Annotated in this window: 21 protein-coding genes; 8 read left to right on the forward strand and 13 right to left on the reverse strand. The window is 61.8% G+C overall.

All coding sequences use genetic code 11. The features are described from left to right. Positions 1 to 59: 59 nt before the first annotated feature. Entirely contained in the window at positions 60 to 908 is an 849-nt protein-coding gene (locus NKF26_RS20040) for an amidohydrolase family protein (RefSeq protein ID WP_253234798.1), read from the reverse strand. Positions 909 to 1,184: 276 nt separating this feature from the next. Between NKF26_RS20040 and NKF26_RS20045 the strand changes: the two genes are divergently transcribed. Continuing rightward, a complete protein-coding gene (locus NKF26_RS20045) occupies positions 1,185 to 3,011 on the forward strand; it encodes an ATP-binding protein (protein ID WP_253227851.1) in 1,827 nt (608 codons plus the stop codon). Here NKF26_RS20045 and NKF26_RS20050 read toward each other — a convergent pair. From NKF26_RS20050 to NKF26_RS20065, 4 genes are all read right to left on the reverse strand, one after another. Then, positions 3,008 to 3,169, reverse strand: a complete 162-nt coding sequence (locus tag NKF26_RS20050) for a hypothetical protein (RefSeq protein ID WP_190303849.1) — start codon at positions 3,167 to 3,169, stop codon at positions 3,008 to 3,010. The two genes, NKF26_RS20045 and NKF26_RS20050, sit on opposite strands and share 4 nt — an antisense overlap. 40 nt (positions 3,170 to 3,209) lie before the next feature. Next, a complete protein-coding gene (locus NKF26_RS20055; RefSeq protein WP_253227852.1) occupies positions 3,210 to 3,506 on the reverse strand; it encodes a hypothetical protein in 297 nt (98 codons plus the stop codon). 607 nt (positions 3,507 to 4,113) lie between these two features. Then, a complete protein-coding gene (locus NKF26_RS20060; protein WP_253227853.1) occupies positions 4,114 to 5,895 on the reverse strand; it encodes an asparagine synthase-related protein in 1,782 nt (593 codons plus the stop codon). Between the two features lie 214 nt (positions 5,896 to 6,109). After that, the gene (locus NKF26_RS20065; RefSeq protein ID WP_253227854.1) at positions 6,110 to 7,972 is read right to left on the reverse strand and encodes a bacterio-opsin activator domain-containing protein; all 1,863 of its coding nucleotides are present in this window, start codon (positions 7,970 to 7,972) and stop codon (positions 6,110 to 6,112) included. Positions 7,973 to 8,116: 144 nt separating this feature from the next. Between NKF26_RS20065 and NKF26_RS20070 the strand changes: the two genes are divergently transcribed. Beyond that, complete coding sequence (locus NKF26_RS20070; protein ID WP_253227855.1) at positions 8,117 to 8,284, forward strand: hypothetical protein; 168 nt, start codon at positions 8,117 to 8,119, stop codon at positions 8,282 to 8,284. Between the two features lie 17 nt (positions 8,285 to 8,301). Here the strand turns inward: NKF26_RS20070 and NKF26_RS20075 are convergent, their stop codons facing one another. Together NKF26_RS20075 and NKF26_RS20080 are read right to left on the reverse strand one after the other, a co-directional pair. Beyond that, a complete protein-coding gene (locus tag NKF26_RS20075; protein WP_253227856.1) occupies positions 8,302 to 8,829 on the reverse strand; it encodes a DUF6789 family protein in 528 nt (175 codons plus the stop codon). A 95-nt stretch (positions 8,830 to 8,924) separates the two neighbouring features. Continuing rightward, positions 8,925 to 9,728 carry a Sir2 family NAD-dependent protein deacetylase gene (locus tag NKF26_RS20080; protein ID WP_253227857.1) on the reverse strand — a complete coding sequence of 268 codons (804 nt, stop codon included), beginning with the start codon at positions 9,726 to 9,728 and terminating at the stop codon, positions 8,925 to 8,927. A 226-nt stretch (positions 9,729 to 9,954) separates the two neighbouring features. On the opposite strand from NKF26_RS20080, the gene NKF26_RS20085 reads away from it, so the two are divergent. Together NKF26_RS20085 and NKF26_RS20090 are read left to right on the forward strand one after the other, a co-directional pair. Further along, positions 9,955 to 10,356 carry a universal stress protein gene (locus tag NKF26_RS20085; RefSeq protein WP_253227858.1) on the forward strand — a complete coding sequence of 134 codons (402 nt, stop codon included), beginning with the start codon at positions 9,955 to 9,957 and terminating at the stop codon, positions 10,354 to 10,356. Between the two features lie 138 nt (positions 10,357 to 10,494). Next, on the forward strand, positions 10,495 to 12,246 hold the full coding sequence (locus NKF26_RS20090; protein ID WP_253227859.1) for a cbb3-type cytochrome c oxidase subunit I: 1,752 nt from the start codon (positions 10,495 to 10,497) through the stop codon (positions 12,244 to 12,246). A gap of 51 nt (positions 12,247 to 12,297) precedes the next feature. Here the strand turns inward: NKF26_RS20090 and NKF26_RS20095 are convergent, their stop codons facing one another. Next, positions 12,298 to 12,777, reverse strand: a complete 480-nt coding sequence (locus NKF26_RS20095) for a DUF6789 family protein (RefSeq protein ID WP_253227860.1) — start codon at positions 12,775 to 12,777, stop codon at positions 12,298 to 12,300. A gap of 171 nt (positions 12,778 to 12,948) precedes the next feature. On the opposite strand from NKF26_RS20095, the gene NKF26_RS20100 reads away from it, so the two are divergent. Together NKF26_RS20100 and dhaK are read left to right on the forward strand one after the other, a co-directional pair. Further along, on the forward strand, positions 12,949 to 13,797 hold the full coding sequence (locus NKF26_RS20100) for an aldo/keto reductase (protein ID WP_253227861.1): 849 nt from the start codon (positions 12,949 to 12,951) through the stop codon (positions 13,795 to 13,797). A gap of 61 nt (positions 13,798 to 13,858) precedes the next feature. Further along, positions 13,859 to 14,860: a dihydroxyacetone kinase subunit DhaK gene (gene dhaK, locus NKF26_RS20105; RefSeq protein WP_253227862.1), complete on the forward strand. Its 1,002-nt coding sequence runs from the start codon at positions 13,859 to 13,861 to the stop codon at positions 14,858 to 14,860. Between the two features lie 17 nt (positions 14,861 to 14,877). Here dhaK and NKF26_RS20110 read toward each other — a convergent pair whose 3' ends face one another. Next, positions 14,878 to 15,951, reverse strand: coding sequence for a PQQ-binding-like beta-propeller repeat protein (locus NKF26_RS20110; RefSeq protein WP_253234799.1), 1,074 nt, complete (start codon positions 15,949 to 15,951; stop codon positions 14,878 to 14,880). A gap of 1,014 nt (positions 15,952 to 16,965) precedes the next feature. On the opposite strand from NKF26_RS20110, the gene dhaL reads away from it, so the two are divergent. Together dhaL and dhaM are read left to right on the forward strand one after the other, a co-directional pair. Continuing rightward, the gene (gene dhaL / locus NKF26_RS20115) at positions 16,966 to 17,709 is read left to right on the forward strand and encodes a dihydroxyacetone kinase subunit DhaL (RefSeq protein WP_253227864.1); all 744 of its coding nucleotides are present in this window, start codon (positions 16,966 to 16,968) and stop codon (positions 17,707 to 17,709) included. Next, positions 17,706 to 18,086, forward strand: a complete 381-nt coding sequence (gene dhaM / locus NKF26_RS20120; protein WP_253227865.1) for a dihydroxyacetone kinase phosphoryl donor subunit DhaM — start codon at positions 17,706 to 17,708, stop codon at positions 18,084 to 18,086. The genes dhaL and dhaM overlap by 4 nt, the downstream gene beginning before the upstream one ends. 5 nt (positions 18,087 to 18,091) lie before the next feature. Here dhaM and ptsP read toward each other — a convergent pair whose 3' ends face one another. From ptsP to NKF26_RS20140, 4 genes are read right to left on the reverse strand one after another with little or no spacing between them, the layout of a single operon-like run. Continuing rightward, positions 18,092 to 19,771, reverse strand: coding sequence for a phosphoenolpyruvate--protein phosphotransferase (ptsP, locus tag NKF26_RS20125; protein ID WP_253234800.1), 1,680 nt, complete (start codon positions 19,769 to 19,771; stop codon positions 18,092 to 18,094). Continuing rightward, entirely contained in the window at positions 19,768 to 20,037 is a 270-nt protein-coding gene (locus NKF26_RS20130; protein ID WP_253227867.1) for an HPr family phosphocarrier protein, read from the reverse strand. Before NKF26_RS20130 ends, ptsP begins: the two co-directional genes overlap by 4 nt. A 40-nt stretch (positions 20,038 to 20,077) precedes the next feature. Further along, complete coding sequence (locus NKF26_RS20135; protein ID WP_253227868.1) at positions 20,078 to 20,320, reverse strand: hypothetical protein; 243 nt, start codon at positions 20,318 to 20,320, stop codon at positions 20,078 to 20,080. 9 nt (positions 20,321 to 20,329) lie between these two features. Next, positions 20,330 to 21,283 carry an MIP/aquaporin family protein gene (locus NKF26_RS20140; protein WP_253227869.1) on the reverse strand — a complete coding sequence of 318 codons (954 nt, stop codon included), beginning with the start codon at positions 21,281 to 21,283 and terminating at the stop codon, positions 20,330 to 20,332.

The following is a 21,283-nucleotide window of genomic DNA, read 5'->3' on the forward strand; positions in this document are numbered from 1 at the left end:
TCGACGGTTTCGTTAGAGTTCTTCTCGGCTACAAAACGCCGAATCGAGTGATCTGATGGCTATCTCTCGCCCAGAAATCGCTCCGCCGTATTCCGGAAGAGGTCCTCGTACACGGACGCCGGTAACTCGCGTTCGAGCAGTCCCCGGCGTTCGTCTTCGTAGGGATACGGCACGTTCGGGAAGTCCGTGCCGAACTGCACCGATTCGGCGAGTTCGACCAGCGTCTCGTCCGAAATACCGTCCGCGTCGAACCCCAACACGTCCGCCGAGCGGGGCGACAACGCCATCGTCGTGTCCAGAAAGACGTTTTCGTGGTCCCGCGCGAAGTTCAGGAATTTCCCCGTCTCGAACGTGCCCATGTGGGCCGCACACGCTCGAATTTCCGGATACGATTCGACGAACTCGGCGAACTTCTCGGCCCCGACGTGCGGGCTATCCTCGAACATCGGTGCCGTCCCCGCGTGGAACAGGATCGGTTTGTCGTACTCGGCGGCCGCCTCGAACGCCGGGTCGAGTCGGGGGTCCGCCGGGCCGCATCCCTGCACCGGACACTGGAACTTCAATCCCCTCGCACCCGCCTCGAACGCCTCGCGGACGACCGCCGCCACGTCGTCGTCGCCGTGCACCGTGGCGAACGGAATCGCCATTTCGGACTCCCTCGATCGGGTCAGCACCCACTCGTTCAGTTCCCTCGACATCCCGCGTTTGTGCGCGTACGGAAGGGCAACGTAGCGTTCGACACCCATCGAACGGAGTTTTTCCTCCATCCGCTCCCGGTCGGTCGGATGCTCGAACGACCACCCCGCTTCTTCGGTGAGTGACTTTCGTATTGCGGCCATGAGCTTCTGGGGCATGAGATGGACGTGACCGTCGATGACGTGGCCGTCGAGCGCTTCGGGAAAGGGCATGGGAGGTAGTTGTCGGGGAATCGGTTTGAAGAATTGGGTCACGGGGACGGCGAAACTGAGGAGTGTGTTTGACGTCGTGGGTTCGGTTTCGAAATCCGTTCCCCGTCCACTACGATAACGGCTTGGTAATTTTGGGTGGAGCGAGATGGTTGGTTTTGCTGTGATTGCAACTCCCGAACCACACAAGGTGACAAAGACCAACAATATCCCGCCGTTTCCCCGACCCCGTTGATGCAAAAATTGAAGGATTCGCTGCCGAATCGAGAATGTAAGAGAATGGACAACGAACAACAACTGCCGGTCGGTCACCTCGTCGCCGACGACACCGACGTCTCGATTCCGGTCGTCGAAATCCTGACGGGGCGCGGGTTCGTCACCGGAAAGTCGGGGTCCGGAAAGTCGAACACGGCGTCCGTCGTGGTCGAGCAACTGCTCGACGCTGGATACCCCGTCGCCATCATCGACGCGGACGGCGAGTACTACGGCCTGAAAGAGGAGTACGAACTCCTGCACGTCGGCGCGGACGAGGAATGTGACATCCAAGTCGGGGCCGAGCACGCCGAGAAGGTGGCGTCGCTCGCGCTCGAACAGAACGTCCCAATCATCATCGACGTCTCCGGATACCTGGACGACGACGAGGCGAACGCGCTCATCCGCGAGACGGCGCGGCACCTGTTCGCCAAGGAGAAAAAGCTCAAAAAACCGTTCCTGCTGGTGGTCGAGGAGTGCCACGAGTACATCCCGGAGGGCGGCGGCATGGGCGAGACGGGGAAGATGCTCATCAAGGTGGGCAAGCGCGGACGGAAACACGGCCTCGGCATCATGGGCATCAGCCAGCGCCCCGCCGACGTGAAAAAGGACTTCATCACGCAGGCGAACTGGCTGGTCTGGCATCGCTTGACGTGGGAGAACGACACGAAAGTCGTCAGCCGAATCGTCGGCAGCGAGTACGGGAATGAGGTACCCAACCTCGACGCCGGAGAGGGGTTCGTCCAGACGGACTGGACCGACGGCGGGATTCGCCGGGTGCAGTTCGACCGTAAACGTACGTTCGATGCAGGTGCGACGCCCGGCCTCGACGACTTCGAGCGTCCGGAACTCAAGTCCGTCAGCGACGCGCTGATGCAGGATTTGGAGGGCATCACGGAGCTTCAGGAGCAGGAACACGACCGCGTGGCCGAACTGGAGAGCCAACTGGAGCGAAAACAGGCTCAAATCGCCGAGTTGGAGAACGAACTCCAGACGGCGCGGGACGTGTCCAACGCGGCGCGGAAGATGGCGAACGCGCTCGCCCACGGCGACATCGGCGGTCCGGAGGAGTTCGAGGAGCGACTCCGCGAGAAGAACGAACGAATCCGGGAACTCGAAACCAGACTCGAAGAACTGGAAAACGAGCGAACCGAACAGCGGTCGTTTCAGGACTGGGAGGCTAACGGCGAGGACGCCGCGGAGGTCGAGGACGGCAGGGAAATCGAGGACACCAGAGAAATAGAGGACGTCGCGGAGAGCGAAGACCCACTGAACGTCGAGCGGGATGGGGCCGAGGACGAGGAACCGGCCGCCTCCGACGATGTCGAACCGTGGCCTGCACGAAACGCCGAATCGACGGACGGCATCCCGAAGGGACGGACGACGTGGGGGAACCCGAACGAGACGGGCATCGATCGAACCAGTCCGGACGACAAGGGTTCGATAGAGGCCTACCAACGCGAACTCAAGGAGCGCGGACGCGAACTCGGGAGCGCCGTTTCGAATCGATCCACCTCCGAAACGTCGTCGTTGGTGGAGTTGGCGAACACCGACGCCGTCGTGGTCCGAATCGATGCCGCGCGCCGTGATTCGCTGTGCAACGAAAATCACACCTGGGACGTCGTCGCCGCGCTCGCGAAGAGTGGGCCGATGACGGTCCACGAGATCGACGACGAGGTGGCGGCATCGATCGCGCAGATTCAGAGCCTCCTCGCGGAACTACGGAATCGCTCGCTCGTCACGCGGGACGAAGAGCGTCGATACGCACTCGATAGAAAAGAGATGGTTTCGATCATCACCGATCCGGACGAGCGGGCACATCACAGCGAACTCCACGCCCAGTGGCGCGACTAACGCCACTCCTCGTCGATCCCGGCATCACGTTCCATGTCCACGAGACCGCGTGGTTCCCACTCGTCCGCCGTATGGCACTGATAGAGGATGCCCGCGGCGACCGAGAGGAAGACGACCGTGATGAACAGTTCGGCGAAGAGGAAGACCCCGATCATCATGATTAACGATACGTTCCGCAGCGTGCTCTCTCTTTCGGCTTCATTCGTCAGATGTCGCCGAGTCGGTTCCGTCGTTCCGGTCGGCAGACTCACCGGATTCGGATTCGGCTTCGTCGCCCGATTCGTCGTCCGGTGAGTAGAGAAAACGAAATACACCGGCGACCATCAGTCCGACGCCGAGCGTCATCGCGGCGTAATCGATGGTCGATTCCTCTCCGAGATAGCCGGGGAAGAGTAGAAACGCCAACCAGCAGACGCCCAGCACTGGGAGCATGAGCGCAGTGAGGCGCTTCTTGGATATTCCGATCCCCGATTTGTCGTTCGTTTGTTGAGACACCGTGATCAGCCTGTCTCGGCATTACGGCCCGAATGCTTATATGTTTCTGTTATTTTGGATAGGTAGTAGTAGATCATTCGAGAGGACGCCGACATTACCAAAGAATCGTAAGAAATCAGATACAGATATGTTTCCGATATTTTTGTGTAAGACGGAGTCTGCGTACTCGGTTTGGGGTAGAGATGACCGTTTCAAGCGATGGCGGTGTACTCCACATTCCGAACGGTTTCCCCATCTCCTTTCTCACGATACTTTCCCGACTTGAATCACTATCTTCGTATGTTCCATCTGGGTGTGCAGTCTTCACTCGCCCACTCCACGCTCGACACGGGAGAAGAAGAGAGACAGAAAGGGAGGAGATAGACAGGAAGGAAGAAAGGAGACGATCAAAGGGACGAGAAATCGAGGGGGGATAGAGTAGACGATCAAAGGGACGAGAAATCGAGGGGGGATAGAGTAGACTGACGAGGGGGAATTCGATAGCCCGAGCACTGACGCCACGTACCGCCCCGCCGCGTACCATGCATTCGAACCGTCCAATCGGCGACCCTTGAACGTTGCTATTTCAGTTCAATGTGAGATCGATATCTTATATATCTGTGCCAATCTAGCGCACAGGAACACGCTGTCCAGCGGACGGACGTACCGTGTCGAGGTGCTTTTGCATCCAGAGTTCGAGCGTCGTAATGGCCGAAATCGGCTTCAGGTGGTCCGCGTGCCCGTCGAGGTGTTCGTGTTGGAGGGTCCGCACTCCATCGGCATCGAAAATCTCGCGGTCGGCGGCATCGTCGAGCAGGGAATCCACGAACGCGCGCATCTTCGGGTCGTTTCTGTACCAGCGACCCATCCTGCACGTATCCGGTCCCGTGGCCCGCTTTTTGAGATTGTCCGCGACGAACCCGAGCGCGTGCAGCGCGAGCGGTGACGTCGGCGGCCGATTCGTCCGATTGTAGGGGACGCGTGCGGAGGGACCACCGACGCGACGGGCGACTTCGAGTTTGAGCGGCGCGACGGCGGACGGCACCCGACCACGGGTACCGGGAATCGCCCCGATTCGATAGCGCTGGTAGGGCATCCGAGCGACGTGGTTCATGAACTCGCCGTCGGCGAACGGCACGCGCGTCCCGGCCTGACTGCGATAGAGGCGGTTCGACCGGAAATGAGAGTCGGCGAACAGTTCCCAGAGCGCATCGAGGGTCCGGTGTTCCCGCCGTGGCTGCGTGCTCCCTTCGACCACTCGACTGAGCGACTGCGTGGGCGAGACGTCCGACGAGAGGAGTGATCGCACCTGGAGAGGGGAGATCTGACCCTTCTGGGCGACCAACGCGTCAACGGATGACTTGCCGGTCAGGTACGACCGATACAGCACGTCGCCGAAGAACTCGCCCTGACTGCTCCCTTCGAACAGCACGTCGACTTCCCCCGACACGTCGTTCAGGACGGGCGGGAGGTTGACGAAGAACGACCATTGGAGCATGCCGTCCATGATGTCCACGCCGCGTTCGATGGATTCCATGAACTCGCTCGCGGAATAGTCACAGAACTGGTTGGGAACCGAAAGCGCGTCGGAGACGCGCTCGGCACCGAGGCGGTCCTCCTGCGTCGCCGAGTTGTCGTAGGTGAACGTTCGGACGGTGTCGATCTCGTCCTTCAGTGCGGCGGTGAGCGTCCTGCTGTCGAGGCCCCCGGAGAGCCAGACGCCGGTTCGGCCGTCGATGGTACCCGCGACGTTGCCGACCACTCGGCGATAGCGTTCGATCGCCTCATCGACGTAGCCCTCCTGTGGGTCGATGCCGAAATCGGGCTCCCAGTAGCGACGGGATTGGACGTTCCCGTTCTCGTATCGGAGGTACGATGCGGGTCGAAGCGACTGCACGTCGTTCACGAGCGTTTTGCGGCCGAAGACGTAGCCCATGAACAGCATGTCGCTCACCGCGCGTTCGTCCATCCGCGGCGCGTGGAGTTGGGAGATGAGGGATTTGAGTTCGCTGCCGAACAGGAATCCGTCGACGGTCGAGTAGTAACAGGGCCGCGTGCCGAGTTTGTCCGTGGCGACGATGGTGGAGGAGCGATCAGCGGCGACGAGCAGGAACGGTCCGCTGAGTTCCGGAAGGGTTCGGTCGGGATCCGCGAGCACCCGTTCGAAAATCTCGCCGTTCGAACGACCCAGTTCGTCTCGATTCGATATCACGCCGTGCAGGACGCCGACCTTCTTGCCGTCACGCCAGGTCGTCCATCCGTTCGGGTCTCGGTCGCCGTGGTGAACGAGTCCGATTCGACGGTCGCCAATCGATCGTTCCGCAGTCTCGTACCATTCCTCGTGGTCCATCGCGTCGAGCATCTCGTCGAATGCTCGATCGCTAAGAGTACCACCGGTTACGCCGGGCATGGAGGAAACGTTCACCACTGCCTATATTGTTATGAGACGCCTTCGACCGGGTTAGGCTCGATATGAAGAAAATCGAAGGGGAGCTGAAACGAATTGGGGTGGACTACCTCGAAACGATGGGTCGAGCGACGTGGAATGGTTGGGTCGCCCTACCGTAAAAGGATGGATCGGACTACCTCGAAGGAGGGAAGCGGACAACCTCGAACCGGGGAAGTCAGGCCGACTCATCGCTGAAGAACTCGGCACAGAGTTTCCGCTCCGCGGCCCGAAGGTGTTCGTGGAACGTCGAACGCGAAATGCGCATGGATTCGGCGAGTTCCTCCCCCGTCACGGGTCGCGGCCAGTCGAAAAAGCCGCTGACGTAGGCTTTCTGAAGCGAGGCCAACTGACGCTCCGTGAGCGAATCGGTCAGGCTCTCGATGAAATCCTGTTTGGTCTTCGCGGGACGCTCGCGGTGGCGATAGGCCAGCAGTTCCGTTCCGGAGTACGAATCCTTTAAGCGCTCGATGAGGCCGCGAACGTCCGCCTCCTGTGGGAACTCGACGAGAACGCGGGATTCGTCCGGCGTGGCCGATATCTCCTGCGTCTTCCCGCCGTAATCCGACATCGTGGAGACGAGCGTTCCCGCCGGGAGGACGAACTCGAAGAGGGTTTCCTCGTCCTGTTCGGCCACCAATCGTGCGTCGAGAACGTCGTCGCGCTCCGAGACGATGTCGAACACGTCGTCCGCGGACGCGCCCTGAATCGAGAAGAACGATACCACCGAACCGTCGTCGTGGTTCGTCGATTGCAGGTAACTGATTTCGGCGTCGGTTCGCTCCGCGATATCCACGAAGAAGAGGTCCGAACTTCGGAACGAGAACTCGGCTTCGACGACGCTGTCCGCGATGAGGATCCGACGCGTCTCGCGGGCGTTGATGGCGCTACCGATGGCGCGAGCGAGCGACTTCAGGACGACCTGCTCGCGCTCGTCGAACGCGTCGGATTTCGTCGCGCTTACCACGAGCACGCCGTACTCCGTGTCGTGGTACGAGATGGGAAGCGCCGCGGCCGCCGCACATCCCTCGATGTCGAGGTGGGCTATCTGTAGCTCTCCGGTCTCCAGTGCCTCGTTCACGATGGGATGGTCGGGGTCCGGATCACACTCCCCCGCAACCGTCCGCACCTCCACTCCGTCAGTTCGAACGTCGCGCTCGCCGACCCACGCGAAGGAATAGGGTTCGACCTGCGTCACCTGCGTGCAGACGGCCGTCTCGATGGCCTCGCGCGTCGGCGCTTCGACCACCGCGCTCGTGACGTCCCCGAGCAGTCCCTCGATGCGTTCGAGCAGGTGTTCGAGTTCGTCCGCCCGCTGGCGGGCGGCGAACTCCGCCCGCTTTCGCTCCGAGATGTCCGTCTGGAACCCGACGAAGTGACTGACGTCGCCCGTGTCGTCACGAATCGGCGCGATATCGACCCGATTCCAGAACTCCGTTCCATCCTGACGGTAGTTCAACAGCTCGACCGAAACCGGTTCCTCGTCGTGGATGGCCTCACGCATCGTCCGGACGGGTTCCGGCTCAGACTCCTCCCCCTGCAAAAACCGACAGTTGCGGCCCAGTACCTCGTCGGAAGGGTACCCGGTCAGTTCCTCGAACGCCTCGTTGACGTACAACAGCGGTTGGTCGTCCGGTTGTGCGTCCGCGATGGTGATACCGACCGGGGCTTCGTTGATGGCCCGCTCCTTCAGATCGAGTTCCGCGACGACGTCCTCCGTGGCGGCCTCGGACCGCTGAAAGAGCACCGTCACGCCGTCAACACCGGGATGAACGGTCGCCTGATATCGGGCATCGAAGGTGATGTGGAACGGTTCGGGGCGGTCGTTCCGCCGCGCCGTCTTGCAGTGGTCGAGAATCGTCTCACCCGCCGCCGTGGGAAGCGCCGTCGGCAACTGTTCGTCGATACCGACGCCGAGCAGTTCCCGTGCCGGGTCGTTGAGATACGTCACCCGCCAGTCGGAATCGAGCGCGAGCAGTGGATCGGAAAGCCGTTCGAGAGCCTGACTCGCCCCCACGTGCGTCTCGTCAGGAAGGTCCATACGGACAGTAAGGGCCGACGGGAAATAGTAGTTCAGTTATCGGTTACGAGTCAGGGGTTCGTTTCGGTGGTTCCGACCCCTCGTCGGCTCCTTTTTGTCCCTTTTGGCACGACGTTTTTGGGGGCTCGACGCTTCCGTGAACATATGCCAACCACCGTGTCACTCACGGACGACGAAGTCAGACGGGTCCTCTCGATACTGCGGGAGTATCGGATGCAGACGGGAGACGACGTCAGTGACCTCGTGGAGACGTTCGAGGAGCACGAACGGAAACCCGAAAAGGAGTACACGACGTCGGCGGACGAACGGTAGATCGAATTTTTGCCCGGCTACACCAGCGTCGTCGGGCGTTTCGAGAGGTAATCGAACACCGCGCCGAGGGCGAATCCGTAGGCGAGGTGTCCGAGGAGGGTGATGACGAGGTAGACGCCGAGCAACAGCCCAGCGTAGCCATCGTAGAACGCGATGACGAAGCCGGTCCAGAGGACGAACCCGTACGGGAGGCCCCTGGCGGCGTAGTTCTCACCCGGCAGATACGACCCGATAGAGACGAACAGGAGCGGCCACGTCACCATCCCGCCGCCGAGGAAGATGAGGTAGCCGACCGCCGCCGGATTCGACGGGAGGAGCACGTCGACGCCCGTCAACTGCGCCAACACGGCAAACGAATTCAGGTCGAACGCTCCGAGCGTGGTTCCGACCAGCAGTATCGCGGTCATGACGGCAGTGCCGACGAGACCGCCGACCGCGCCGATGAACCCGTCGGTGATGATTCCCGCGAAGGAGTCGAATTCCGGTTCCACGACCTCCTCGGAGATATCGACTTCCACTGACGGTTGTGAGTCATTCTCTGCCATGGATGGAGGTAGAACGTACACCGACAAAAAACAGTACCCAAACCAGAAGGGAGATATTTCCAAAATCGGGACATTTGGCCCCGAGAAACGTCGAATCAGGGCGTTTCAGTTCCGAGGGAGTTTCCCTCTGTCACGACCCGTGAACGGAGTTCCGGAAGCACCGTCGTCACGTCCCCCCGGACGTCGAACGTCGCGCGCGGACTGAACGGCGTTCGGTCGAAGTTGACGATGGCGGTCGTCGCCCCGTTGCGGGTAGCGGTTCGCGGCAGCGACGCCGCCGGTTCGACGGTGAGCGACGACCCGATGGCGATGAACACGTCCGCTCGCCTCGCATACTGCCGGGCGCGGCGAAGCGTCCCCTCGTCCAACCGCTCCCCGAACAGTACCACGTCCGGTTTCAACAGGCCGTCACAGTCGGTACAGCGGGGCGGCAGTTCGCCGGAGCGCACGCGTTCTCGCACCGGAGCGGCGTCGGCCGTCCGCCCGCAGGACTCACAGACGACGCGGTGGGCGTTGCCGTGCAGTTCGACCAACTCGGTGGCGTCTTGGCCGTCCGCGTGACCGTTCAGACTCTCGGCATGAAGTCCGTCCGTGTTCTGCGTGACGATGGCGTCCAACTGGCCGTTCGCTGCGAGGTCGGCGAGCGCGTCGTGTGCCTCGTTCGGGTCGACCTCGCCGCCGAACATCGTTTCGTGGAGGTCGAGGCGATCGGTCCAAAACGTCGCCGGGTCGGTTCGAAATCGACGGTAGTGAAAGTCCGCTTCGTCGAACTGGGTCCAGATTCCCGAATCGCTTCGAAAATCGGGAATCCCCGATGCGGTACTGGTTCCGGCACCCGTGAACGCCACGACGGTTTCGGCGTCACGAACTCGCTCCGCGAGCCGGGCGATATCGTCCATGTTCCAGAACAGCGGTGCGGGGATTGTATAGTTGTGGAAATCCGCTACGGAACGTGTTGCGTGGCGGCCGTTCGAGAACCGCTCCGTGAACGAGTGTGGATGTCTCGTTCCCTCGTCTACGAGGGGGAACCGCTTTTCGTTTCGACGGGAGGAGAAATATGTACTGACGGGACACATCATTTTGCCTGCCAACTCGTTTATGGTTCTTCCGATACTCGCGTTATTTATGACGAGAATCGTTGCAGGAACAGACAGCGCCGAGACGAGCGAGCGGATATGTGAGTATCTCGACGGCCGACTCCACGAGGGAGACGAGGTTCACGCGTTGAACTCGATTCACGGCGGAAACGACGAGGAGTTAGTCCAAGAAGGGCAGGATGCGTTGGCGGTGTTCCAGGACCGACTCGGGGACCGGTTCGATATCGAAACGGAACAGAACACGGACAGGAGCGACCCCGCTCACGACATCCTCACCACCGCGGATGAACTCGACGCGGACGAAATCGCCATCGGCCTGAGTCAAAAGCGAAGCCCGGCCCAAAAGGTCGTGTTCGGGAGCAACACCCAGTCCGTTTTGATGCAAACCCGGCACCCGTTGATCGGGATACCGATGAAAGACACGAGGTAAAATGACGGTGGCCGTTTTCACCGACTGGGAACGAACCGGTCGGTTACAAACCATCCAGCCATACGTTGGATTACGAGTCGTATCGCACCTGAAACTACGGTTACCAGCCGAGAGATATTCGGTAACGAGAGGATTACAATGAATCTGCTTGGAGAAACCGCGATCGGTGTCGGAATCGGCGTCGCGCTGCTAGCGCTCGCACTCTATTTCGGTCGCTCGATACGCATCGAAGACATCGTCAGCGCCGGACGAAAACCGGAGGCGAAGGCGGACGGCGGCTACGCCCACGGATTCCCGTCCGGGTACGGGAAACCGACGGGCGTCATCAGATGGCTGACGACGGTGGACCACAAGGACATCGGGCTTCTGTATCTCACGTTCGGCAGCATCGCGTTCTTCTGGGGCGGCACGGACGCGATGATGATACGGACGGAACTGTTCACCCACAGCGTCGATGTGTGGGACACGGCGACGTACAACGGGCTGTTCACCATGCACGGCCTGACGATGTTGTTCTTCTTCGCCACGCCCGTCCTGTTCGGGTTCATCAACTACTTCCTGCCGCTACTCATCGGGGCGGACGACATGGCGTTCCCGCGGGTGAACGCCGTCGCCTTCTGGATGCTTCCGGCAGCGTTCGTGTTGGTTCGCTTCGGACTCCTCTCGGACATCATCGGGCACGTGATCCAACCCGTGCTCGGAATGGCCGCTGCGAGTCCGTTCTTCCGCCTCGAACCGCCGCAAACCGGCTGGACGATGTACACGCCACTGGCGCGTCAGCGGCCGAACCCGATGATCAACATAATGCTGTTGGGGTTACACCTCTCCGGCATCAGCACCACGTTGGGTGCGATCAACATCATCGTGACGACGTTCACGCTTCGGGACGTGGACTGGAGTGAACTCGATATCTTCACGTGGACGGCGCTCACACAAGCGGGTCTCATCCTGTTCGCGTTCCCCCTCCTGGGCAGCGCCATCATCATGCTCCTGCTCGACCGCGTGTTCGGGACGACGTTCTTCGCGACGGGGGGAGGTGGGCCGATGTTGTGGCAGAACCTGTTCTGGTTCTTCGGCCATCCGGAGGTGTACATCCTCGTCCTGCCGCCGATGGGGCTGATCAGCCTCATCATCCCGAAGTTCTCGGGACGGAAACTGTTCGGGTTCAAGTTCGTCGTCTACTCGACGTTGGCCATCGGCGTGCTCTCGTTCGGCGTCTGGGCCCACCACATGTTCGCCACCGGAATGGACCCGCGCCTCCGCGCGAGTTTCATGGCCGTCTCGCTGGCCATCGCGGTGCCGAGCGCCGTCAAGACGTTCAACTGGATCTCGACTATGTGGAACGGAGCCATCCGCCTCGAAGCGCCCATGCTGTTCTGTGTGGGATCGATTGCGACGTTCATCATCGGCGGCGTGACGGGCGTCTTCCTCGCCGCGATTCCCGTGGACCTCATCCTCCACGACACCTACTACGTCGTCGGCCACTTCCACCTCATCATCATGGGACTGATCCCGTTCGGCATGTTCGCGGCGGTGTACTACTGGTTCCCCATCTTCACGGGCCGGATGTACGACAGGACCCTCGCGAAGGTCCACTTCTGGCTCACCTTCGTCGGCGTCATGATCACGTTCAACGCCTTCATCGTCCTCGGAATGATGGGACTTCCGCGCCGGTACGCGAGTTACCCGGTCAAATTCCAACTCCTCCAGCAAATCGCATCCTTCGGCGCGGTCCTCATCGCGCTCGGGTCGCTGGTCTGGATATGGAACATGCTCCAGTCCTACCGCAACGGCGACATCGTCACCGACGCGGACGTGTGGAACCTCAAGAAATACGGCATGTTCTCGAAGGAGTGGCAGTGGTTCGAGGAGCAATTGGAGTCGCGGTAGTTCGCCGAGATAGGCGAACGTTTTTCTAATTTTAGCAGACGGGGGTGCCGCCTACCGCGTGAACCGGCCGTAGAAGACGCCGAGCGAGTAGCCGTAGCCGACGTGTGCGAGGAAGCTGAAGGCGAGATAGAGGACGAGGAGTGCGGAACTTTCGAGTTGCATCCCCGTCGAACCGAGGCCGAGGAAGGCCAACCACAGCAGGAGCGAAAACATGACGCCGCGAACGGCGATATCCCCGCTCCCCGGTAGGACTTTGAACTTGTCCTCGATTGCCGCGAACAGCAGTGGCCAAACGACGATGCCGATGAAAACGAAGACGGAGAACCCGAGATACAAGTCCCCCGGCATCCTGACGAACTTCGCAATCGCGGCCGGGACGCCGAGCTTGAACCCCGATTCCGACTCCGCAGCGAGGAAGATGAACAGCATGAGAGCGGTACTCACGATTCCTGCTTTGATGGTCTGCACACCCTCCACGACGGAGGACGGGAGACCGGAATCGCTGTCGTATCCGGCGACTTCCTGTGACATAGTAACAGCGAGGACGGGAAGCCGTTTATAGGTACTCCCCCTCGTTCGGAATATACTACGGGCGACCCGCGAAACCGCCATCGGGAGTTCGGGTTTTCGGGGTCCGGACGAAGCGGCAAACGACACTGTTTGCCAAAAGAAGTTACCTCCTGGGCGGTTACCTCTCTCGATATGACGCTCGAAAACGAGAGCGATACGTTCGACATCGGCGGCGAACTGACCGTCAACCGACTGGGGTACGGTGCGATGCGTCTCACCGGTGAGGACGTCATCGGTCGACCGGACGACGAGGAGGAGGCCCGACGCGTCCTCCACGAGGTCGTCTCGACGGGGACGAACTTCATCGACACCGCCGATTCCTACGGCCCGGCCGTGAGCGAGCGACTCATCGGCGAGGCGCTGCATCCCTACCCGGACGACCTCGTCGTCGCCACGAAGGGCGGTCTCTGGCGGGACGACCGCGACGGCTCGTGGCCGAAATGTGGCGAACCTGGCTACATCCGCAACGCGATTTTGGGCAGTCTCGACCGGCTCAAGGTGGACACCATCGACCTCTACCAGTACCACCGACCGGACCCCGACGTTCCCTTCGAGGACGCTGTCAACACGTTCGCGGAACTCAAAGACGAGGGAAAGGTCAACCACGTCGGGTTGAGCAACGTCTCCGTCGAGCAGTTGGAGGAAGCCCGCGACATCGTGGACGTCGCCACGGTGCAGAACCAGTACAACGTCGGCAACCGCGATTCGGAGGACGTGCTCGAAGCCTGTGAGGAGTACGACATCGGATTCATCCCGTGGTTCCCGCTCGGCGCGGGTGACCTCGGCGACAAGGAAGAAGCGCTCGAAGAAGTCGCAGACGCACACGACGCCTCCGAGCGGCAAATCGCGCTGGCATGGTTGCTCCATCACTCGCCCGTCACGCTCCCGATTCCGGGCACATCGAGCGTGGAGCACCTCCACGAGAACGTCGCCGCCTCGCACATCGAACTCTCGGACGACGAGATGGAACTGCTGGACTGAGGGCGGGTCGTTCCGTCCGAAGGAACCCTTATGCGCCAGCGTGTAGATGGTAACACGACGCATGAAAAAACTCATCAACGAACCATCCGCCGTGGTGGACGAGATGTTGGACGGGATGGTCGCCGCGCACCCGGACGAGGTTCGTCGACTGCCGGACTCGAACGTCCTCGTTCGGAACGACGCCCCGGTCGAAGGAAAGGTCGCCGTCGTCAGCGGTGGGGGGAGTGGACACGAACCGACGCACGCGGGCTACCTCGGTCCTGGAATGCTCGACGGAGCGGCGGCGGGGGAAGTGTTCACGTCGCCGACTGCCGACGAGGTCAGCGAGATGGTACAGGCCTGTGACGGCGGCGAGGGCGTCCTCATGGTCATCAAGAACTACGAGGGCGACGTGATGAACTTCGAGACGGCGGGGGAACTAGCGGAGATGGAATCCGACGTGGAGGTCGCACAAGTCGTCGTCAACGACGACGTCGCCGTCGAGGATTCGCTGTACACCTCCGGTCGCCGCGGCGTCTGTGGAACCATCTTCGTCCACAAGGTCGCGGGCGCGATGGCCGACGAGGGCGGCGATCTGGACGAAGTCCAGCGGGTCGCCCAGAAGGTCATCGACAACGTAGCGACGATGGGAACCGCGCTCACGTCCTGCATCACGCCCGAGAAGGGCGAACCCACCTTCGATTTGGGCGACGACGAGATCGAACTCGGCATCGGGATTCACGGCGAACCCGGCGTCGAACGCGTGGACATGACCTCGGCGGACGACATCACCGAGCGACTCACCGAAAACGTCCTCGATGACCTCGACCTCGACCCCGGAACGGAGGTCGCAACCATCGTCAACGGGATGGGCGGGACGCCGCTGTCGGAACTGTACATCGTGAACCGGAAACTCCAGTCGATACTGGAAGACGAAGGGCTGGAGACGTGGGACGCGTGGGTCGGCGACTACATGACCTCGCTCGACATGCAGGGCTGTTCGGTGACGGTGTTGGAACTGGACGACGAACTGAAGGAACTGCTGGCGCATCCGGTGGAAACGCCCGCGCTGACGGTGACGTAGGCGGAAACTGATTTTTATCAGTCCAACTGAATCGAGTAGAGTTTCGGCTCGTCCGTTCCGAACACGAGGTTTCCGTCGCGAACGGCGGGTGGCGACGTGATGTGACCGTCGTGTTCGAACTCGGTTCGTTTTCCGTGCTTCGGGTCGATGGAGAGGACGGTTCCGTCGTAACACGTCAGAAAGAGGGTCGAACCGCGGATATCGCCCGGCCCGTTCACCCTCGGTGGGAGGTCATTCGTAGCGACGACTTCGCCAGTTTTCGGCTTGACGAGGGAAACCTGACCCTGTTTATCCCGTTCCCACGGTTCACCCGTCACGACCGCGAGCAAATCGTCGGTCACCAAGCCAGCGAACGACACGACCGAACCGGGAAGCGTTCTGCTCCAGCGTTCCGTGTCGTCGTCGGGGTCGATGTAGACGAGTTCGAGACTGCCGTTTCGGTACACCGACGTCACGACGTCCGATTCGTACAGGAACGGGTGAGCCACCATGTTCGAAAACGTCGTCCAGCGCTGTTTGCCGGAATCGAGGTCGAACAGCGCCGTTTCGAGCGACCGAGTGCCGACGACGACCCGTCGCCCGTCCCGGTTCCACCAGCGGCCGGGAACGGTGAGGTCGCCGACACGATGTATCTCGCGGTCACGAACGTCGATACGGTACACGTACGATTCGCTCGTCGTCACGAACGCGGAGCCATCGATGACGATAGGGCGGGACTGGATGCTCGCGTATCCCCCGTCCGGGAGTGCTTGCGACCACCTCAACTCCCCGGACGGATCGAGCAGGACGACGTGGTCGGTGACGGTGAGAAACGAGTCCACGATAGGAACGGGTGGTGTGCCCGCAGCGTTCGAACGGTTGCGCGGCGTACTCGCGACGGAGTTTCCGGAATCCGCGGAAAGGAGACCGATTCCACCGTCATCGGTGGCAACGGCGACGTATTTGTGATCGAGATACGGTTTTTGGGCGATATAATCGCCCTCGAACGGAGCAGACCAATCGACGGAATTTCCGTTGCCGCCGAGCGTACTGCAACCGGAGAGCGTGGCCGCGAGCGCGGTGGAGAGGGCCGCTCGCCTCGTCAATTCCATTGGACGAGGCTCAATCAGTGTCAGTAATGAGTCTTCTGTTCAGAACAAATCGCAGAAGTATCCGCCCAGTATGGCGAGAGATTCGGTCGAAGGTCGGTTATCGTCCAAAGACACCAGCTTCGACCAACAAGAGCGCCGCTAGCGAAATCACGACGAACCAGGCTATCAAGTCAAATCCGAGGACGTTCGGAAGAGAGGAGTCGGTCAGGGATCCGATGAACCCGAGAAGAAGTATCGATGAAAGGGGAAGTGAACGGCTTCCGACGATTACGTTAGGAGTTCCGACGTGCAGAGACGACCCGAAAAACGTTCCATCGAGTCGCAAGCAGGAATTGACCCGCAATCGGAACCCGTTCGGCGATAGGGGACACTGCGAGGCGCTCACCGAGATATCAGTTCCATACCCCAGTAGAGATGTCGTCTCGCGAGCGAGCCGAAATTATCGTGCCCACAATCTGGACACTCGAAACCATCGACGCTGTCTATGTCGATAGGGAAAACGTACCCGCAGTCGGTTTCACAGCGGTTCTGTCGAGGTCCGTTGACGAACGACACCAGCAAATCGTTTCTGTGATCTTCCAGATGTGCCGTACCTCGGTCGTACATCCCGTCGATGGATTCGGTCTCTAACACCTCGTCGCAGAACCCACAGACGAAATGGTACGTGACCGACGTATCGTCGTGTTCCTTCTCGTCACTGTTCTGGTCACTGTCGGGTCGGCGCGTTGGGACGGTCATGGTAGCGTGGAGCGAGCGTGAACTGTGTGATGCGCTCCGCGTGAGTCCTTCCGTCACACGAATAGAATGCCACTAGACTGCCGAGGAACCGCAAATGACCGGCAGTGGACGCATAGTGTGTAATCACTCGGCCGTTGCACATTGAATACATGCTGAGGTCATAAAGATGGTGGGACGGTCCCACACAGAGATGATGATAGCCTTCTCGATGTCATACCACCGTGGCCCGACACGAGCGAAGGTTTACCCCGATAGGGTGCGTGATATCAGGAAACAATGGCAGACACAGCGACGGAACGCGAGGCAGTGCTCGCGGCAATCGGACGGGTCGCCGATCGAATGGCGGACGAAAAGGACTACCTGACCGACCTCGACTCGGCCATCGGCGACGCCGACCACGGGGCGAACATGAACCGCGGCTTCCAGGCCGTTCTCGAAAAGACGGACGGGATGGACGACGCTGAACCGGCCGACCTCGTGAAGACGGTCGGCGTGACGCTCATCTCGGAGGTCGGCGGGGCCGCCGGACCGCTGTACGGCGGGTCGTTCATGAGCGCCAGCGCGGAACTGGCGGACGGTTTGACACCGGAAACCACGGTGGCGTTCGCCGAGGCGTTCCTGGAGAAGGTACAGGACAGGGGAGACGCGCCGGTCGGCGCGAAGACGATGGTGGACGCGCTGACGCCCGCCGTCCACACCTACAAGAAATCCATCGAACAGGACGACCTCGAACCGGTGGAGGCGCTGACGAAGGCGGTCGACGCCGCGGAGCGCGGCGTGAACTTCACGACGCCGATTCGAGCGCTGAAGGGTCGGGCATCGTATCTGGGCTGGCGGTCGGTCGGGCATCAGGACCCCGGCGCGACGAGCACCCTGTTCATGCTCGAAGCGATTCAGGAGACCGCCGTTTCCCACCTCGGGGACGGCAACCTCGAAGCCGACGCGACGTCGCCGACGGTACCGGACGAGGAAGCGACACCCGAGGCGGCCGACGGCGACGGAACGGAGGGGTCCGAATGATCGGACTCGTCGTGGTCTCCCACAGCGAGCAGGCCGCGAAGGGGATTCGGGAGGTCGCCGCCGAGATGGCGGGCGACGTTCCCATCGAGGCGGTCGGCGGCGACCCGGACGGCGGTCTGGGAACGAGCACGCCCGTGATTCAGGAGGCGCTTGATTCGCTCGCCGACGAGGACGGCGTCGTCGTCCTCGTCGATCTGGGCAGTGCGGTGATGAACACCGAGCTCGCCATCGAAATGGCCGATGTCGAAGCGGAAATCGCCGACGCGCCCATCCTGGAGGGCGCGGTCAACGCGGCCGTCACGGCCAACAGCCCGAAGGCCACGGTCGAATCGGTGCTCGAAGCGGCCGAAGAAGCCGGAGAGATTTCGAAATTGTAAGAGGTTTACAACAACTCGGCGACCTCTTCGCGCGTTTCGGCGTCGAGAACGCGCCGAGCGCGTTCTCGCGCCGTCTCGGTGTCGATATCCCCGACGTTCGCTTTCACGTCCGGTACGGTTATCGCGCTCATGCTGAGTTCGTCCAGGCCGAGACCGACGAGCAGTTCCGTCAGGTCGGGGTCGCCAGCCATCTCGCCGCACATGCCGACCCACGCGTCGCCCTCGTGTCCCGCCGAGACCGTCCGACGAATCGCCCGGAGGACGGCCGGATAGCGCGGGTCGTGGAGGTCCGAGACTCGCTCGTTTTCACGCGACGCGGCCATCACGTACTGGGTGAGGTCGTTCGTCCCGATGCTCAGGAAATCCACCCGCTCGGCGAGCGACTCGGCCATGAACACCGAGCCGGGCGTCTCGATCATCACGCCGAGTTCGGGCACGTCGAACGATTCGCCTTCCTCGTCCAGTTCCTCGGCGACGGTTTCGACCCGCGCGAGCGCCGCGTCGAGTTCCTCGACGCTGGCGACGAGGGGAAACATCACGGCGAGGGTCCCCGCGGAATCGTCCGCGGCAGCGCGCAGCAGCGCGCGCAGTTGGGTTTCGAACAGGTCGGAATCCGGGCCGAGCGAGCGCCGAATCCCGCGCTCGCCGAGGAACGGGTTCGCTTCGTCCGGCGCGTCGAGATACGGAATCGGCTTGTCGCCGCCGATGTCCAGCGTTCTGACGACGCATCGCTCGTCCGGGAAGGTTGCCAACGCCTCGGTGTACACCTCGTACTGTTCGTCCTCGTCCGGCGGCGCGTCGCGGTCGAGGAACAGGAATTCGGTTCGGAACAAGCCGATGCCGTCGGCACCCTGTTCGGCCGCGACGTCGAGCTCTGCGAGCGTCCCGACGTTCGCCGCGACTTCGATTTCCTCCCCGTCCGCCGTCGAAACGTGGTCGTCGATGACGGGCGTTTCGGCGTCGGCGATTCGGCGTTTCGCGCCCTCGTCGGGATCGATGACGACGACGCCGTTCTCGCCATCGACCAGGAGTTCCCGGCCGTCGCCGACCTGTGCGAGTTCGTCGCCGACGCCGACGACAGCGGGGATGCCGAGCGAGCGGGCGAAGATCGCGGCGTGCGAGGTTCGCCCGCCGAAGATGGTCGCGAACCCGGACAGCACGTCCGGGTCGAGTTGGGCCGTGTCGCTCGGCGTGAGCCGTTCCGCGACGAGTATCGATCCATCGGGAAGGTCGCCGAGGTCCATGCGGTCGCCGTCGGTGACGATTCGCAGGAGTCGGTCGCGCACGTCGCGCAGGTCGTCGGCCCGTTCGGACATCGAACCCTCCAGGTTCTCGAATCGGGCGATCGGATCGGTGAACGCACGCTGGATCGCGTGTGGTGCCGGAAGGCCGTTCTCGATGGCCGCCTCGATGCCGCCGACGATTTCCGGGTCGTCCACGAACGCGCGATGCGCGTCGAAAATCTCGGCTTCGTCCTCGCCGACGCGGTCGGTCGCTCGCTCCCGCTCCCGTTCGAGTTCCTCGTGTGCGGTCGCTTGCGCGGCCTCGAACGTCGCGAGTTCTTCCTCGGGATCGACCGTCGTCGGGTCGGGCGGATCGGGGAGATCCGTCGCTCCGCGGTACCAAACGACCCCACCGACGCCGGCGCGCGGCGTCACGCCGATTCCGGAGAGTTCGGTCGTCACGCTTCCCCATCCTCCGGCGTAGTGAGCACGTCCTCCAGCGCGTCGAGGGCGTCTTCGGCGTCGTCCCCCTCCGCGACGAGTCGAACGTCGTCTCCTTGCCGCGCGTTGAGCGTCGTCACCGACAGCATGCTTCGGGCGTTGACCGGGTCGCCGTCCGTGAGGGCGACGGTGAGATCCGATTCGAACTCGTTGGCGGTCGTGACGAAGCGCGATGCTGGTCGGGCGTGCAATCCGGCCTCGGGGACGACGGTGACAGTACGTTCCATACGGGTCATTTCCAACGTTTGGTGTGGAACCCGCTTCATGCTATCGCCGCCACCGCCGCAATCCCCACTGTGCTCGCGTGTAGCCGAGACCGAACAACACGGTTCCAACGAGCATCAGCGTCCCGCCGAGAAGCGGCTTGTTGACCGCCGTTCCGGGGGCGGAGATAGCGACGAGCACGAGGCCGGAGACCAGAACGGTGAGTCCGACGAGGCTCACCGGGTCGAGAAACATCAGTCTGAGGTACGCTCCCGTCGAACGGTCCGGGTCGTCTGAAGTCGTCACGGGCACTCGTTAGCTTCCTCCCGTCGAGCCTTCGTGTTCTTCATCGTGCACCGCAGGCTCCTCGGGTTCGATATCCTCGGCTTCGAGTTTGATGACGTACTGACGCGTTAGCACGTCGTATAACCCGCCGCCGATGATACCCCCGACGATGGTCGAAACGGTCGGCAGCCACCAGCCACCCCGCGGACCGGGGAACGCGATGGACCCCCATCCGGCGAAGTAGCCCATGATTCGCGGACCGAGGTCGCGGGCGGGATTCAACGCGGCCATACTGATGGGTGCTTCGTACTGGACGAGCGCCGCCACGAGAAGACCGATTAGAAATGCCGCGAGAGCGGGCGATGCGCGCGTTCCCATCGGGTTCTCGTCGTCCACGAGGGCGAAGATGACGGCCACGAGAATAGCCGTGATGACCATCTCGCTGAAGAACGCTTGTGGGAACGAAACGAGAGATGCTGCCTGTTGCAGCGTGTTGTAATCCCCGACTTTCACTCCCGCAAACGCCGGGTTCGGGAAGAACGTCCAGAGCGTCATTCCCGTGATCGAACTACCGGGTTGTCCGCGAACGACGTTGTTCGCTTGGCTGAAACTCCGGTAGTACCCCGACCACGTGATGAGCAGGGTTCCGGCCGCCAGAAACGCCCCGATGATTTGGGACACGATGTAGCCGGGAACGTGTCGCCACGGGAAGTCCCGCCAGACGGCGTTCGCAATCGTGACCGCTGGGTTGATGTGACCCTCCGAGACGCCGCCGACCCAGTACACCGCGAACATCACGGCGAATCCCCACAAGATGGATACGCCGAACAGGTCATACCCACCTGTCAGCACCGAGACGACGACTGCACCGTCGCCGAGCAGGACGAGGATGAACGTACCGACGATTTCGTTGATGTACTTCGCACGCCAGTACTCCTGGGGACCCTGCGTTGCTGCTCCGGATTCGTCGGCCGTTTCCGACAT

Origin of the sequence: Haladaptatus sp. AB618, from assembly GCF_024136965.1 — an archaeon.
Lineage (GTDB): Archaea > Halobacteriota > Halobacteria > Halobacteriales > Haladaptataceae > Haladaptatus.